Raw genomic sequence first — 13,777 nt, forward strand, 5'->3', positions numbered from 1 at the left:
AGAGGGTCGAAGGGCCACAGCGGCCAGGCGCATCCCCTGACTCAGGGGATGCGCCTGGAAGGCTGCGCCTCGGCTTCAGCACGGGTGCGGGAGTTCCGGCGGCTTCGAAGTTCCGGGCCAGCGGAAGCGTTCGCGGGGCTTCTAGAAGGGTTCGGCGGCCCGAAGGAGGTACTGCGGCAGGTAGGGGGACTCGACGCGGATGGCCCAGCCGCGGCAGCGGGCGTGGCAGGCCAGGGCGAGGACGTCGAGGTTGACCGAGACCTCGGGGCCGTCGGCGCGGTCGGCGACCTGGTAGTAGGCGCGGTGGGCTTCGAGCGCGTCGGCCAGGGCGAGGTTGAAGCTCTCCTCGTCACCGTCCACGAGCTGCGACAGCAGGACCGCCGGCGGCATCGAGAAGCCCCAGTCCTTGGCCTTCTCGGCCTCCTGGAGCGCCCGCTGCGCGGCCGCTTCGGGCTCGGCGCCCTTCAGATAGGCGTGGAGCGCTTCGCGGTACGCCGTGAACGCGGAGCCGTCCGGGCCGGCGAAGGTAGGGCCGGTGAGGACCAGGGGAGCAAGGTCCTCGCGCACACCGGTGATCAGGGCGAAGGCGACGGCCATGTGCCAGTAGCCGGCACCGGCTTCCCTCCCCCGCTTGGCCGGGTAGCGCAGGGTGCGCCCGCCGATGGACACCTCGACCTCGGTGTCCGGCTCCGCCAGTGCGATGCGGAACAGGGCCGCCCCCGCCTGAGAGGCCAGCCGGAGCGTGGCGAGCTGCGCTTCCGCCAGGTCGCCGGGGTTCCCCGACCGCCACTGGAACAGGCGCTTCTGGTCCTCCAGGACGCTGCCCAGACGCCACACAGGAAGGGGCTTGCCGTCGACGGACGTGAACGCCTCCTGGAGGTGTTCCTCGTACATGGCCTCGATCCGCTGGATCCCATCCCGCTCGCAGGCCGGTCGCTCCACCACCAGCGGGCCCGCGGCGAGCGCGGCGACAGCGTCCGGCCGCCGGTCCCGGCCGAACCCCGCGACCCGAGGTCCCCGCGTCTCGAAGCCGGTGACCAGCGCGTGCGGGAGGTAGTCGCTGCGGACGGCCGGCGCCCAGCCCAGCGTCCGGTGCGCGAGCGCGGCGAAGGCGATGGGGACGAGCGGGAGAAGGCTGCCCGGGGAAGCCTTGGGACCGTGCAGGGTGGATTCCCTGGTCAGCAGGCCGGTCAGGCCGCTGTCGAACGCCTCCTTGTCCTCGGCGGCCAGGGCGCGCAGTGTCCGCAGCGCCGCGCTGTTCAGCTGGTCCAGCAGGGGTTCACCGGTCTCCTCGGCGCGGATCCGGATCCGGTCCAGGGCCGCGTCGACGGCGGCGAGCTTGGCCTGCGCGCTCGGCGGGTACTCCTCGTCGTCGCCCGTGTCGTCCAGGACCACGGCCGTCAGGCCTGTGGCGAGCTCGCCAAGCGGCGTTCCCTGCGCCTGCTCGGCGAACTTCTGCCGGGCGAAGTGGAAGGCCTCGCCGTGCCACTTCGCCTTGTCCCGGAGGACCGACAGGCACAGCGCGTCGATCCAGTCCCCCGGTGTGACCCTCTCCTCGGGGGCGTCATCTCCCGGGTCGTAGCTCATGCCGAAGTTCACGTACTCCAGGAAGACGTGGAAGGTGCAGTGCGGGTTGTACGCGGCGTAGGCGACGGCGCCGGCCGCGGCTTCGGAGGCGTCCCTGAGGGCGGCCTTGGCCTCCGGGGTGTCGAGGTCGGGTGTCTCGACGGAGAGGGCGCCCAGGTAGTCGAGGAACTCCTCCGCGATCGACTGCCATTCGTAGGTGGCCATCCGGCCGGCCCTCGACATGGAGTGCACCTGGCGCCCGATCCGGTTCGTGAAGTCCTCGCGCGCTGCCGACACGGCGGCCCCGCCCACCTGGTGACGCTCTATTCGCACTGCTCTACTCCTTGATCGATTTCTGCCCCAGCCTATGTGCGGGGTCTGACAGAGTCGTGATGACCACGGTCCTGGCCGGCGCCGGGGCGCGCAGCGCCGCCCCAGGCGTCCACGGTGGCCGCCACACCCCCACCTCCTCATCCGGGTCCGACACGCATCCCGCGCTGCTGGTCAGCCGGGTACTGCGCGCCGTGCAAGCTGGCGGGGCAGGAAACGCGTAGGAGGGGAGAGTGCACCTCTCACCGCCCGTCGAGCCGATGCCGGCCCGCTCCGTGACGGTTCTGCCGCTACCCGGGTAGTCCGCGTCCCCTGAGATCCGTCGGCCGCCGGGGCGGCGACCGGCCCGGTCGCCCGTAAGGAAACCGTCATAACGGCGGGCATGGCGCCGACGGCGCCGAGGGCATTGACTGTGGGTCACACATTCGATGAGGGAAATGACGAGGGAGTCGACGTGGGATTCGGGAACGGGCGTGGACGGCTGATCGTCGGCGCGCTGATCATGGCCGTGGTGGTGCTGGGCGTCGGCCTATACCTGTTTCAACCATGGAAGCTCTGGCAGAACGAGACGGTCAGCGAGGCCCTTCCGACAGTGCCCACCGCCCCGCCGCCCGGTTCCTCACCGACGGCGGCCCCCACGAACTCCGGTCCCGCCCCTGCCGCCGATCCCGGACCGCAGACCCTCCTCCACGGAACCCTGATCAGCCACGAGCACACCACCACGGGCACGGCCAAGCTCATCCGGCTCTCCGACGGCACGCGCACGCTGCGCCTGGAGAACCTTGACACCAGCAACGGGCCGGACCTGCGCGTCTGGCTGACCGACGCCCCCGTCAAGGAGGGCAAGGACGGCTGGGAGGTCTTCGACGACGGCAAGCACGTCAGCCTGGGCAAGCTCAAGGGGAACAAGGGCGACCAGAACTACGAGATCCCGGCCGATGTGAACCTCGCCGACTACTCCAGCGTCACCATCTGGTGCGACCGCTTCAACGTCTCCTTCGGCGCGGCGGCACTCAGCGCCGCGTAGCCCATGAGCAAGCGGTCCAGTTCGGGTCGTTCCATGGGGCGTCCCCGATCAGTGATTCGGGACCGGCACGTCGCACCCGCTGATCGCGCTTGGCACCGAGGCTGCGATGGCCGGCTACCGAGTGAAGTACGTCCTGGTGACGCAGTACGTGGAAACTCGACCGCCGCGGCACCGAACTCCTCTTCCAGGTCCTGACCGAGCGCGAGGAGAAGAACAGCGTCGGCGGCTCACCCGGAGCCTGCCGCCCTTCGTAACAGAATTGCTTGCCTCCGCCACCCAGCCATTCCACAGGCCTGCTTGGGCAGTATCGCTACTACATGGAGCGAAACTGCGCAGGTCACAAGGGAGTTGAATCTCCGCACGCCCCTTGACGCAGCGTCCCTACTCGCCAGTAGCCTCCTCGTGCGCCGCCCCCCACGGACGCCGATCCCGCGAGGCATTCCATGAAGAAGAGTGTGTTTCCCGCTGCCCTGGTGAGCCTCCTGCTCACCTCCATCGCCGTGTATCCGGCCCACGCGGCCACCGGAACCTTCACCTTCGGTCCCACCAGCAACCCCATTCTGTTCGTTCACGGATACAACTCCTCCGGGTCGTACTGGAACGCCATGGCCGACGAGTTCAGAGCAGACGGCTGGCCGTCCACGCACCTGCGGCAGTGGAGTTACGACACCCGGCAGTCCAACGCCACCACGGCGCAGCAGATCGCCACGGAGGTCGACCGGCTCCTGGCCGCCACGGGAGCGACCAAGGTCGACGTCATCACGCACTCCATGGGCGGGCTGTCGAGCCGCTACTACGCGAAGAACCTGGGCGGCAGCCAGAAGATCGACGCCTGGGTCTCGCTGGGCGGCCCCAACCACGGAACCGACTGGGCGAACGGGTGTTACGACGCCTCCTGCGTGGAGATGCGCATCGGGTCGACCTTCCTCGGCGCACTCAACTCCGGCGACGAGACTCCAGGAAATCCCAGGTACGCCACGTGGTGGTCGCCGTGCGACGCGGTCATCAATCCGGACAGCAGCGTCGCCTTGAGCGGCGCGACGAACACCAAGACCGCCTGCCTCAGCCACAACGCCCTCGGCTCCGACCCAACGGTGTACGGGCAGGTGCGGGACCACGTCAACAGCTGATCACCGCGCGCCTGCCCGAGGACCTCACCATCGAGCGCGGCGGGCAGCACGGTGACCGAGATCCTCTGCAGTGCGGATTGATGCCCCTACACCGCTGTACCGCGTGCTGCGATAGGCGGTGAAGGAGACCTGCTTGACGGTGAGGTGGGCGGTGGTCGGACGCTGGGACTGCGGACGGTCATGCCGGCAACGAGGTTCAGGGTGTCGCCGGAGCAGGAGCTCGGCGTCGATCCGGCCGGGGCTCCCGGGCGTGGGACGGTGCCTCACCGGTGGGCCGGTACGCTCTTCCCGTGAGCGAGATCGTGGTGCTACGTGATGGCTCTGGCCCGGAGGTCCTGCTGGTGCATGGCGGTGCAGGCCCGCGGACGACATGGCGCGCCATCGCTCCACTGGCCGACCGGTGGACGCTGGCATACGTCCATCGCCGTGGTTATCCGCCGAGCCCACCGCCGCACAAGCGTCAGGACTTCGCGGTGGACGCCCTGGACCTGGCACCGCTGCTCATCGGCCGCCCGCACGTGGTCGCCCACTCCTACGGCGCTCTCGGGACGTTGATCGCGGCCGCTGCCGCGCCGGGCAGCGTGCGCTCACTCACCCTGATCGAGCCGCCGCTCAACTACCTTGTCCCCGACGATCCCGAGGTGGCACGGCTCGAACGCCTCGGCGACAAGGTCCTCGCCCAGGGCATGAATACAGCGTCGACCGAACTGCGCGAGTTCCTCCATCTCACGGGAGCCCCCATCGACGACGGCCCGCCCCCCGAGGACGTGGTCGCCGGCGTTCGACGGGCTCACGGCGGCCGGCCGACGAGCGAGGCGCGCCCGCAGCTCGACGCGATCCGCGACGCCGGCGTGCCGGTGCTCGTCGCGTCCGGAGACCACGCGGCCGCGTACGAGCGCATATGCGACGCCCTCGCGGATGCGCTCAGCGGCGAGCGCAGCGTGCATCCGGGCGCCGGTCACTTCGTCGCCGCAGCACCGGGCTTCGCCGAACGGCTGGAGACCTTCCTGTACAAGAACGTCACCGGAACCGGACGAACTTCTCCCACGAGGTGAGGGGAGCGGCGAAGGGGGGAACACGGCGCCGAGTTGGCCGTGCGTCGCCAGCGGCCGGCTGGCCAGGCGGTAGTACGTTCGATCCGCACTGCGGAACCCGGGCCCACCGAGCCGACCATACGGACGCCGCCGCATCGATGGTCGGCGAGGCCGGAGTCGGTGCCGGGGGACCTCATGGTCGCGAGCGCCGCTGCGGGTCGCTGCGCCGACTCCAGGGCGAGCGAGGGCCCAAGCCGCTGGATGACCCGGCAGACCGTGGCCGCGGAGATCCCGAAGAGCGGGGCGAACCGGCGCATCGTGAGGTGCGTGCGGTAAGCACGGCCACCAGCAGCACCCAGTCGGCCAGCGGCAGGCACCACGGGCGCCCGCCACCGGGCCCATTCCAACCCCGCTCCCGCACCACTCTCAGCAGCCGCTCGAACCGGTCCATCCGCAACGTTGCGCGGGGCTGCGTTGAAGAGCGTCAGAGACGGGATCCACGCCTGCCCGCCTAGAAACCCTGAAGCATTCAACTATGACCGCGGTTCTCCTTACCACCGACCCATCGCCCAAGATGCATGAGAATTGCCCCGGTGAGATCCTCATAGTGCACGGCTACATCTAGCCGGTCTTGGGGGTGCCTTTGCGCGTATCGCGAGGTCCCGAAATGAAGCTCGGAAATGTTGCGGCGGCTGCGGTTCTTCTGGCCCCTCTTTCGCTCATGTCCACGGATCCTGCTGCGGCAGCCGGCCTTCACACGGTCACTGTCTCCGGTGTTCTAACCGCCGTCGACGGCGGCGGATTCGGGCAAAGCCAGAAAAAGAGGACCCGCGATATCAGCGGAACTTTCCGCCTGTCCCACACTTCGCCGGGTACTTCGCGGGCTTTTTCAGTGTGTGCTGGCGGGGAGACCCGAGGTGAGGTTCGCATCCAGCTGCGTCTAACTCGCTCTGAAGCGGTCGTCGCGACTACGCGACTACGACTGTACGAGGAGTCTGACTGCGACAATGAGGACCTGGAAGAAACAAAAACAAGCTCGACGGCACTGGCTCCAGGTGCAACACGGAACGTGCAGTTCGGAGCCTATACTCATGAGGCTGGTTCGTACGATTTCGCCTTCGTGAAATTCACGGTGACGCACGATGCGGCAGCTCCGGCGGCACCCTCTAATCTGACCGCCACCCGACTTCAAGGAAGGAAAGTTGATGTGCGGTGGGTCGACAACGCCACCGATGAAACCGGCTACGAGATACGCAACACCGCCATCAGCAGCAATGCAAAACCCTTGCCGGCGAACACCACAAACTACATCTATCACTTCAACCAAGTAGGACCGGCGTACGCGTGCTTCCAAGTCCGGGCGGTCGGCCCCGGTGGTACGTCAGACTGGACACCGACAGATCCCTTCGCGGTGTGCCCATGACGGTGGGAGGTGCGACGGTTGGCGTGCCCCTGCCTCACCGACGGCTGGCGCCTTCCCTTCGTCGAAGCGGCAGGCCGCCGAGGGCAAAATCTTGGTGCAGCCGGGCGTTGCCACTGATGACGCTCCAACCCAGGCCAGCCGAGAAGTACTTCACCCCGGTGATCCCCTCGTCCGGTACCTGGGCGGTGGCGAGAGCGGTCATTCGCCCACGTCACCCAACTCACCATCGCCACGTCCGCCTTCGCGCCAGCCGCGGCTTTCGGAGAGCGGGCGCGACGCAGGCTGCAGCCCGCCGTCCTCAGAGTTTGCGCGGTTCGTGGTTCTTGACCGGCTCCGGGATCGAGATGCCGGCGCGGATGAAGCCGCGCCGCCCCTTGTCGGCCAGTTCCTTCAGGTGCTGCCGGTAGCGTTCGGGAGAAACCACCTTGGCATTGAAGAGCATCCGGGAATGGTCGACGCCGCAGAGCTCGGCGCACTTTCCTCTGAAGGTGCCCTCCTCGGTGGGCGTCACCTCGAAGACATTGACGTTGTGGCCGGGGAAGACGTCCTGCTTCATGAGGAAGGGCAGCACCCAGAAGGAATGGATGACGTCAGTGGACGTGAGGATGAAGCGCACCTTCTCTCCCTTGGGGAGCCACAGGGTCGGGCCGGGGTTGCCGGTCTGGGGGTTTCGCATGCCGGGGACGCCAACGTCGTAGACGCCCTCAGCACCCGCAGGCAGCGCCCGCATGAGCCGGTCGGGAATGACTTCCAGGTTCCGGTCGGCTTTGGGGTCGCCGGTGGTGCTGCTGCCGTCGACGTTCTCGATGTAGTTGAAGCCCCAGCTCCACTGGAAGCCGACCACGTTGATGGTGTGCGCGGGCTTTTTGGAGAGGTCCAGCAGCTTGGCCTCGTCCCGGGCGGTGAAGTAGAAGAGAACCGCGACGATGATCAGAGGAACCACGGTGTACAGCGCCTCGATGGGCATGTTGTACCGGGTCTGCGCGGGAATTTCGATGTTTGTCCTGGTACGCCGGTGGAAGATGACGGCCCAGATGATCAGCCCCCACACCAGCACGCCGACGATCAGAGCCGCCGCCCACGAGCCCTGCCACAGAGAGAGGATCCGTGGCGCCTCTTCCGTGACCGGAGTCGGCATCCCCAGCCGCGGGAAGTCCCGCCACGTACAACCGGAAGCGGCCGCCAGGACTGGAACCACGGTCAGGACACGCACGAATCGCCGCCCTGCCGGACGCCGCGAGGACCGCTCACAGCCGTTCGGATGCACGTAACGTCCTTCCTCATCCATTGGCCACACCCCGACGGCACGCAGCACCCATTTCGAACGCCGGCCGCCGCCCTTTTCGACGGTCAGGCAATACAGTTCTTTATGCGGACAAGACACTATCCAGGGGTATACCAGGGCAGCCGGCCAACGCGCCGTAACTCAGAGGGGGAACCACCGATACTCCGACGCCGGCTCGGGGCAAAGCCGGCCGGTCACTGCAGCGCGCTCGAGAAGGTCGCCGACATATCCACACCGCCCACAAGGACGACCCGCGGCCGACACCTGTCCCCCCGGCCGCTGCGGCCCGGGCCGGCTCACACTGTTCGACAGCTGCCGGGGCTGGGTGATCCACAGGCGCTTGCTCTCGTGCGCTGGCACCAGCCACTGCAAGCACGGGGCTGATCTCAGAGAGTGGTGTGCCGTTCCATGCAGCCAACCCGGGCCCAGGGGACGCACGGCGGAGCTGCCGGCCGGCCTGCCCGTCGGGCCTGCTGACCACGGTTGAAGAGAAGCGGAATGGACAGGCGCAAGGTGCATCCCCCGAAAAATGAAGCAAGGGAGCGCCGTCATGCCTGACCCGAACGACAGCAAATCACCGCTGGAACGCGTGACCGGCGAAAACGATGTGACCCCCGAGGAGGAACGGCAGCACAAAGCGACCCAGCCGGACACCAAGAGCCGCATTCAGGACACGGCACACAAGGTCAAGGACGCGGTGCAAGAGGTCATGGGAACCGGAAAGCGCGAAACGTCACACGGCACTCAAGAGCAACAGGAAACCCTGCGCAAGCTCCGCAAGGGGCCAGACCACTGAACCCTGCCGCGACCTGGCCGGCAAGCGGCCCGTCCGGACGGCTCATGATGCCGCCGCCTTTGCCATGACCGCACCACGCCGCGGGCAAGAGCCCGTCAGTCCGCCCGGCGGGCCAGGCTCGCCATCGGGGAGCGGTGGGTCCAGCCCAGGGCCTCGTACAGGGCCCTGCCGTCGGGAGTGGCCACCAGTACGCCGTCCCGCGCTCCCGCCTCCCACGCGGCGTTCTGCAGTGTGCGCATCACCAGGGCGCCCAGGCCGCGGCGCCGCTGGTCCGGGGCGGTCTCGATCTGGTCCGGCATCGCGGTGCGGCCGGCCACCCCGACCTGGCCCCTCGCGGCCAGCCGCCCGTCCCCGGCACGGACCAGGACCTTGATCACCCCGCCCCGGCTCCAGGACGTCATCGTGTACCCGGCCGGGGGCGGCCCGGCGGGCCCCGGGGCGAGCGGCAGGGTCATCAGGAAACCGGCGATGCCCGTCTCCCAGTCGTCCCCCGCCCAGGGCCGCACCACCTCGTCCGGGGCGAAGAGCTTGAGCCAGGTGGCCGGCGGGGCCGCGGCTGCCAGCTTGCGGACGTCGGCCTCCACGGGCGCGGGCACCACGTGCCGGGAGACCTCCTTGGACAGCCCCACGGCGACGGTCCACCCCCACGGTTCCTCAACCGGGTCGGCCGCGCCCCGCGAGACGACCCAGCCGTCGATCCATTGCTTCACCCAGCTGGTGAGTCTGTCCTCGGACATGATTCCCCCTGCATGTAATGCACCTTTGCCTGTACGGGTCATTACATCATCGGATATCTCGCCTCTCTTAGCCTGTGAGCAGAAGGGACTGCCGGTGATGGGGCTCGGCGTGGGTCATGGCCGCCCAACGCAGTAGCGCCGAGCCGACGTTCATGCCGCCGCCCTGGGGTCTGTACTGCTCCCCGGCCTCCGGCCCATCGGCCACAACACGCCGGACTGCACGCCCGACGCCTTCCACGTCCTGCCGCACCACTTTCAGAGGGGCGGCCTCGGTGAGCCGGTGGAGTGCGGCTGCGGACGGGAAGGACCGGCTCTGCGCGTACGGGGCCAGTCTGGATCGACGCTCGCCTCCGAGGGCGCACCCTCGCGGCCGGGGAGCTGGTCTCACTCGCATGCGCGGAAGACGAGGTGGCGGATGCCCAGACGACCTGGGGGTCCGACTGCTCGGCGTGCCTCTGACGACCCGGTAGGTGCTGCCGACGACGGCGCCGGCTCCGGAAGGTGCACTGGATCGGCCCGCATTGTCGGCACGAGGCGCCTCAGGCGGAGCGGCCCCAGGCGGAGACAAGGGTGTAGCCGAGTTCGTGGGTGCCGGGGGCAGTGAGGTGGTCGATGGCTGCGTCGCACCGCAACATCGTCGCGGCGATGGACACCGACGGCGACGGACGGGTCAGCAGGAAGGAATTCCACGACGGCCTCCACCGCCACGTCGCCGACCTCGGCCTCCTCGACAAGACGTTCCGCCCCGCGCTCGACGCCGAGTTCGACACCGCCCTCGGAGCCTGCGTAACTCACCCCCGCCCTCGGCCGCTCCCCCACTCCGTTGCAGTGGCTCATCGATCTCGCGGAGCCCTAAACAACACCCTTCTGAACGGGGTCCCGGGACTCCGGCTGATCGGGATCATCGGCCGGGGCGGCGGCACGCAGCGCCGCCTCGACCCGGCGGTTGCCGGTCATGGTCGCCGTGACGGCGGTCATGGTGAGGAGGAGGCCGGCGGCGGTGTAGAGCGGGGTGCGTACGTCGTAGGTGGTGGCCAGCCAGCCGCCGAGGAAGGCGCCGAACGGGGCGGCGCACATGGCGAGCATGCGGGAGGTGGAGGCGACCCGGCCCATCAGGTGGGCGGGGACGATCGCCTGTCGCAGGGAGGGGCCGAGCACCATGGTGGCGCCCATGCCCGCTCCGCAGACGGCGAGCGCGAGGCCGGCCACGTACGGGTTCGGGGCGGCGGCAAGGCCCAGGATGGCGAGTCCCTCGACCGCCGCCGTGCAGGTCAGTGCGGTGCCCGTGCCGAGTCGTCGGCCGAGGAAGGAGGCGATGCCCGCGCCGAGCAGACCGCCGGTGGCCTCCGCCGTGAGGAGCAGGCCGAAGCCGAAGGTGTCGATGCCGAGGCGCTCGTGCGCGAAGAGGGCGAGTACGGTCTCCACGGCGAGGAAGGCGATGTTCCCGACGGCCGGACGCAGCGCGAGCCCGAGCAGCAACTGGTCCCGGAAGACGTACGAGGCGCCGGCCCGCGCCTGCCGCAGCAACGACTCACGGGCCTGCGGTACGGGCTGGGGTGCGGCGGGCAGCGACCGTACGAGCAGTGCGGAGAGCGCGAACGACACCGCGTCGGCGAGCAGCGGAAACGCCCGCCCGAGGGCGAGCAGGGCGCTGCCAGCGGGCGGCCCCGCGAAGCCGGACGCGGCGGTCTGGGTGCCGCGCAGGCGGGAGTTGGCGCGCTCCAGGAGGGCGGCGTCGCGGCCGAGCAGATCCGGCAGATAGGCCGTGGCGGCCGTGTCGAAGAAGAGCCCGCCGAGGCCGAGCAGGAAGGCGACGGCCGCGAGCAGTGGAATGCTCAGCACGTCGAGCGCGGCCGCTGCCGCCGGTATGGCGAGCAGCACCGCACGCGCCGCGTCCGTGACCCACATCGTGCGCCGACGGTCCCAGCGGTCCACCAGCGCACCGCCGAGCACCCCGAAGAGCAGCCACGGCAGCGTTCCGGCGGCCGAGACGACGGCGAGCGCCATCGGGTCCCGCGTCAACGTCAACGCGAGCAGCGGCAGCGCGGCATGCGACACCCCGTCACCGAGCGAGGACACCGTCTGCGCGGTCCACAGCCGTCCGAATCCGGTCGGCAACTTGCGTATGGGTGAGGTCACTTGGCGTCCCCTTCGGACTGCGCGCGCCGTGCCGGGTGGAACAGCGCGAAGACGAGTGAGGCGTCCGGCAGTGAGGGATCGGACAGCTCCCGATACTCGTCCGCCAGTGCCTGCAGCCGCGCCCCCAGCTCCGCGAACTGCTCCTCGGTGAGCCGCAGATGCGCCATCCGTACGTGCCGCTCGCCATCCGCCGGCGCTGCCTCCAGGTCCGCCACCGCGTGCCGCATCAGTACATCCGGCCCTCCCTCGCCCGGGTCCGGCAGCACGATCGCCCGCGCGGCCATTGCGTAGTACCGCTCGGTGACCCCGCGGACCTTCCGGGTGCGCACCACCTTCACCAGGCCGGCCCGTTCGAGCAGCCGTACGTGGTAGCTGGAGCTCCCCTTCGCGAGGCCCACTCGCTCGGCGATCTGCGTGATCGTCGCGGGCTCGAAGCGGAGCACGGCCATGATCCGGTGACGCGTGAGGTTGGAGACGGCGCGTAGCTGCTCGTCAGTGGTGACGTGGAACGTCTCGGGTAGATCATCGGTAGGCATGGACCTAATGGTCAAGACTTCTTGACCATTAGGCAAGGGATTTTTACGCCCGGGCGGCGGTGATCACGTCCACCGTGGTCACGACTTCGGCGAAACCGCCCCCGTGCAGGGAGATCGCGGTCGACCGGGCGATCTCATCGGCCGACTGCCGCCAGCCGAAGGGGCCCGTCAGGTCGAAGGTGTGCGTGGCGTCCAGCGGGAGCAGCACCCGGTAGCCGAGGTTCCCGCCCATCCGGGCCGTGGTCTCCACGCACATGTTGGTCTGGATGCCGGCCACCACGAGCTGGGTGATGCCTGCCTCCTCGAACCAGGCGTGCAGGTCGGGTGTCCCGTAGAACGCCGAGTTCACGGTCTTCGTCACGAGCAGCTCCGGCCCCTTGCCGAGCTCCCGGCGCGCCTGCACGTACTCCTTGAAGTCATTGCCCCGATAGCCCCGCCGCAGTGGCGAGTCGGGCTTGGCCGAGTCATGCCGTACGAAGACGACCGGCCGCTCCGTCTCCTGCCAGGCGGTGATGAGTGCCGCGATGTTTTCGTCGGCGGCGGGGTTGTTGCGCGGCCCCCAGAACTCCTCCTCGTCGAATCCCTTCTGTACGTCGATGACGATCAGTGCCGCGTTCCGCGTGATGTCCATGTCGCCCGTGCTCTCTGTGATCGGTGCAGTTCCTGCGCTGTCCATGACCCCATGCTTCCATTCTGGAAGAACGTCCCCCAGACGTACAGAAGTCACCGATCGATGGTTTACTGCCAGAGTGTCGTCTCATCGCATCGCCCTGCTCGCCTTCCCCGGCATCCGCGCCTTCGACGTGACCGTGATCTCGGAGGTGTGGGGCGTGGACCGCACCGACCGCCAGGTGCCCGCCTTCGACCTGCGCAGGGTCGCTGCAAGCCCCGCCCCGGTGCCGATGCGCGGGGGCCTCACCCTCACTCCCGATCGGACCCTTCGCTGGCTCGACCGCGCCGAACTGATCCTCGTCCCCGGACTGGACGTCTGCACAACGCCCGCCCCCGCACCGGTGCTCCAGGCGCTGCGCCGTGCCCACGCACGCGGCACCACCATCGCCGCCCTGTGCGGTGGCGCCTTCACCCTCGCCCAGGCCGGACTCCTCGACGGCCGCCGCGCCCTCACCCACTGGAACCTCGTCGACCTGCTCACCGCACGGCATCCCCGCGTACGGGTCGAGCCCGACGCACTGTTCGTGGAGGACGACAACCTCTGGACGGCCGCGGGGACCGCGGCCGGCATCGACCTCTGCCTGCACCTCGTGCGGATCCGTCACGGCGCCGAAGCCGCCGCGAGCATCGCCCGGTCCATGGTCACCGCACCGTTCCGGACCGGAACGCAGGCCCAGTTCATCGAGCACCCCACCCCGCGGACCGACCGCGACGCCGACACACTGGCGCATGTGCGCGCCTACGCACTCAGTCACCTCCACGAACCTCTGACCGTGCCGGCGCTGGCCGCCCGTGCCGGGATGTCGCCGCGCTCCTTCGCCCGCCACTTCACCGCGGCCACCGGAACCACCCCGCTGCGCTGGATCCTGGACCAGCGCATCGCGGCGGCCCAGAAGCTCCTCGAACGCACCGACCTGCCCATGCCCGAAGTAGCCCGACGGGCCGGCTTCGGCAGCGAGATCACCATGCGCCAACACTTCGCGGCCCGCCTCGCCACCAGCCCGCGCGCCTACCGGGCCTCCTTCGCGGCTCAACCCGCCACCGCACACAGGAAGTGATGAAAGAGCAGTTCGTGTCGTCGTAGGTGAGCGAGGAGCCACCC

Annotated in this window: 13 protein-coding genes and 2 pseudogenes; 7 read left to right on the plus strand and 8 right to left on the minus strand. The window is 69.1% G+C overall.

Annotation, left to right across the window (positions count from 1 at the left end):
* Window positions 1-141 precede the first annotated feature (141 nt).
* Complete coding sequence (locus ACIP5M_RS09045) at window positions 142-1,878, minus strand: immunity 49 family protein (RefSeq protein WP_401195051.1); 1,737 nt, start codon at window positions 1,876-1,878, stop codon at window positions 142-144.
* 520 nt (window positions 1,879-2,398) lie between these two features.
* Here ACIP5M_RS09045 and ACIP5M_RS09050 point away from each other — a divergent pair.
* The 4 genes and pseudogenes from ACIP5M_RS09050 to ACIP5M_RS09065 all read left to right on the plus strand — a co-directional run bounded on the left by ACIP5M_RS09050 (window position 2,399) and on the right by ACIP5M_RS09065 (window position 5,108).
* Window positions 2,399-2,923 carry a DM13 domain-containing protein gene (locus tag ACIP5M_RS09050; protein ID WP_401195054.1) on the plus strand — a complete coding sequence of 175 codons (525 nt, stop codon included), beginning with the start codon at window positions 2,399-2,401 and terminating at the stop codon, window positions 2,921-2,923.
* 58 nt (window positions 2,924-2,981) lie between these two features.
* Window positions 2,982-3,144 (plus strand): annotated as a pseudogene (locus ACIP5M_RS09055) (AAA family ATPase); the annotation flags it as partial.
* Between the two features lie 222 nt (window positions 3,145-3,366).
* On the plus strand, window positions 3,367-4,053 hold the full coding sequence (locus tag ACIP5M_RS09060; RefSeq protein WP_401193917.1) for an esterase/lipase family protein: 687 nt from the start codon (window positions 3,367-3,369) through the stop codon (window positions 4,051-4,053).
* A 290-nt stretch (window positions 4,054-4,343) separates the two neighbouring features.
* Window positions 4,344-5,108: an alpha/beta fold hydrolase gene (locus ACIP5M_RS09065; protein ID WP_401193919.1), complete on the plus strand. Its 765-nt coding sequence runs from the start codon at window positions 4,344-4,346 to the stop codon at window positions 5,106-5,108.
* A gap of 185 nt (window positions 5,109-5,293) precedes the next feature.
* On the opposite strand, the pseudogene ACIP5M_RS09070 reads toward ACIP5M_RS09065, so the two are convergent.
* Window positions 5,294-5,538: pseudogene (locus ACIP5M_RS09070) on the minus strand (transposase family protein); the annotation flags it as partial.
* Window positions 5,539-5,754: 216 nt separating this feature from the next.
* Between ACIP5M_RS09070 and ACIP5M_RS09075 the strand changes: the two are divergent.
* Window positions 5,755-6,510, plus strand: coding sequence for a hypothetical protein (locus tag ACIP5M_RS09075; RefSeq protein ID WP_401193922.1), 756 nt, complete (start codon window positions 5,755-5,757; stop codon window positions 6,508-6,510).
* A gap of 34 nt (window positions 6,511-6,544) precedes the next feature.
* On the opposite strand, the gene ACIP5M_RS09080 is transcribed toward ACIP5M_RS09075, so the two are convergent.
* Both ACIP5M_RS09080 and ACIP5M_RS09085 read right to left on the minus strand, forming a co-directional pair.
* Window positions 6,545-6,712 (minus strand): hypothetical protein, encoded by a 168-nt coding sequence (locus ACIP5M_RS09080; RefSeq protein WP_401193924.1) that lies wholly within the window; start codon window positions 6,710-6,712, stop codon window positions 6,545-6,547.
* 96 nt (window positions 6,713-6,808) lie between these two features.
* A complete protein-coding gene (locus ACIP5M_RS09085) occupies window positions 6,809-7,777 on the minus strand; it encodes a cytochrome c oxidase subunit II (protein WP_401195056.1) in 969 nt (322 codons plus the stop codon).
* 568 nt (window positions 7,778-8,345) lie between these two features.
* On the opposite strand from ACIP5M_RS09085, the gene ACIP5M_RS09090 reads away from it, so the two are divergent.
* A complete protein-coding gene (locus tag ACIP5M_RS09090; RefSeq protein WP_401193927.1) occupies window positions 8,346-8,591 on the plus strand; it encodes a hypothetical protein in 246 nt (81 codons plus the stop codon).
* Window positions 8,592-8,686: 95 nt separating this feature from the next.
* On the opposite strand, the gene ACIP5M_RS09095 is transcribed toward ACIP5M_RS09090, so the two are convergent.
* The 4 genes from ACIP5M_RS09095 to ACIP5M_RS09110 form a co-directional block, all read right to left on the minus strand.
* Window positions 8,687-9,328, minus strand: a complete 642-nt coding sequence (locus ACIP5M_RS09095) for a GNAT family N-acetyltransferase (RefSeq protein ID WP_401193929.1) — start codon at window positions 9,326-9,328, stop codon at window positions 8,687-8,689.
* A gap of 852 nt (window positions 9,329-10,180) precedes the next feature.
* Window positions 10,181-11,467: an MFS transporter gene (locus tag ACIP5M_RS09100; protein ID WP_401193931.1), complete on the minus strand. Its 1,287-nt coding sequence runs from the start codon at window positions 11,465-11,467 to the stop codon at window positions 10,181-10,183.
* A complete protein-coding gene (locus ACIP5M_RS09105; RefSeq protein ID WP_401193933.1) occupies window positions 11,464-12,003 on the minus strand; it encodes an ArsR/SmtB family transcription factor in 540 nt (179 codons plus the stop codon). The genes ACIP5M_RS09100 and ACIP5M_RS09105 overlap by 4 nt, the downstream gene beginning before the upstream one ends.
* Before the next feature lie 43 nt (window positions 12,004-12,046).
* Window positions 12,047-12,634, minus strand: a complete 588-nt coding sequence (locus ACIP5M_RS09110; RefSeq protein WP_401193935.1) for a cysteine hydrolase family protein — start codon at window positions 12,632-12,634, stop codon at window positions 12,047-12,049.
* Between the two features lie 118 nt (window positions 12,635-12,752).
* Between ACIP5M_RS09110 and ACIP5M_RS09115 the strand changes: the two genes are divergently transcribed.
* Window positions 12,753-13,733, plus strand: coding sequence for a GlxA family transcriptional regulator (locus tag ACIP5M_RS09115; protein WP_401193937.1), 981 nt, complete (start codon window positions 12,753-12,755; stop codon window positions 13,731-13,733).
* Window positions 13,734-13,777 lie beyond the last annotated feature (44 nt).

The organism is Streptomyces sp. NPDC088762 (assembly GCF_044750905.1).
Lineage (GTDB): Bacteria > Actinomycetota > Actinomycetes > Streptomycetales > Streptomycetaceae > Streptomyces.

What these genes read in the sequence shown, in the direction of transcription:
- ACIP5M_RS09075 (WP_401193922.1), top strand. Translation starts at nt 5,755, where the DNA reads ATGAAGCTCGGAAATGTTGCGGCGGCTGCGGTTCTTCTGGCCCCTCTT.
- ACIP5M_RS09080 (WP_401193924.1), bottom strand. Translation starts at nt 6,712, where the DNA reads ATGACCGCTCTCGCCACCGCCCAGGTACCGGACGAGGGGATCACCGGG.
- ACIP5M_RS09110 (WP_401193935.1), bottom strand. Translation starts at nt 12,634, where the DNA reads ATGGACATCACGCGGAACGCGGCACTGATCGTCATCGACGTACAGAAG.
- ACIP5M_RS09090 (WP_401193927.1), top strand. Translation starts at nt 8,346, where the DNA reads ATGCCTGACCCGAACGACAGCAAATCACCGCTGGAACGCGTGACCGGC.
- ACIP5M_RS09050 (WP_401195054.1), top strand. Translation starts at nt 2,399, where the DNA reads ATGGCCGTGGTGGTGCTGGGCGTCGGCCTATACCTGTTTCAACCATGG.
- ACIP5M_RS09060 (WP_401193917.1), top strand. Translation starts at nt 3,367, where the DNA reads ATGAAGAAGAGTGTGTTTCCCGCTGCCCTGGTGAGCCTCCTGCTCACC.
- ACIP5M_RS09095 (WP_401193929.1), bottom strand. Translation starts at nt 9,328, where the DNA reads ATGTCCGAGGACAGACTCACCAGCTGGGTGAAGCAATGGATCGACGGC.
- ACIP5M_RS09105 (WP_401193933.1), bottom strand. Translation starts at nt 12,003, where the DNA reads ATGCCTACCGATGATCTACCCGAGACGTTCCACGTCACCACTGACGAG.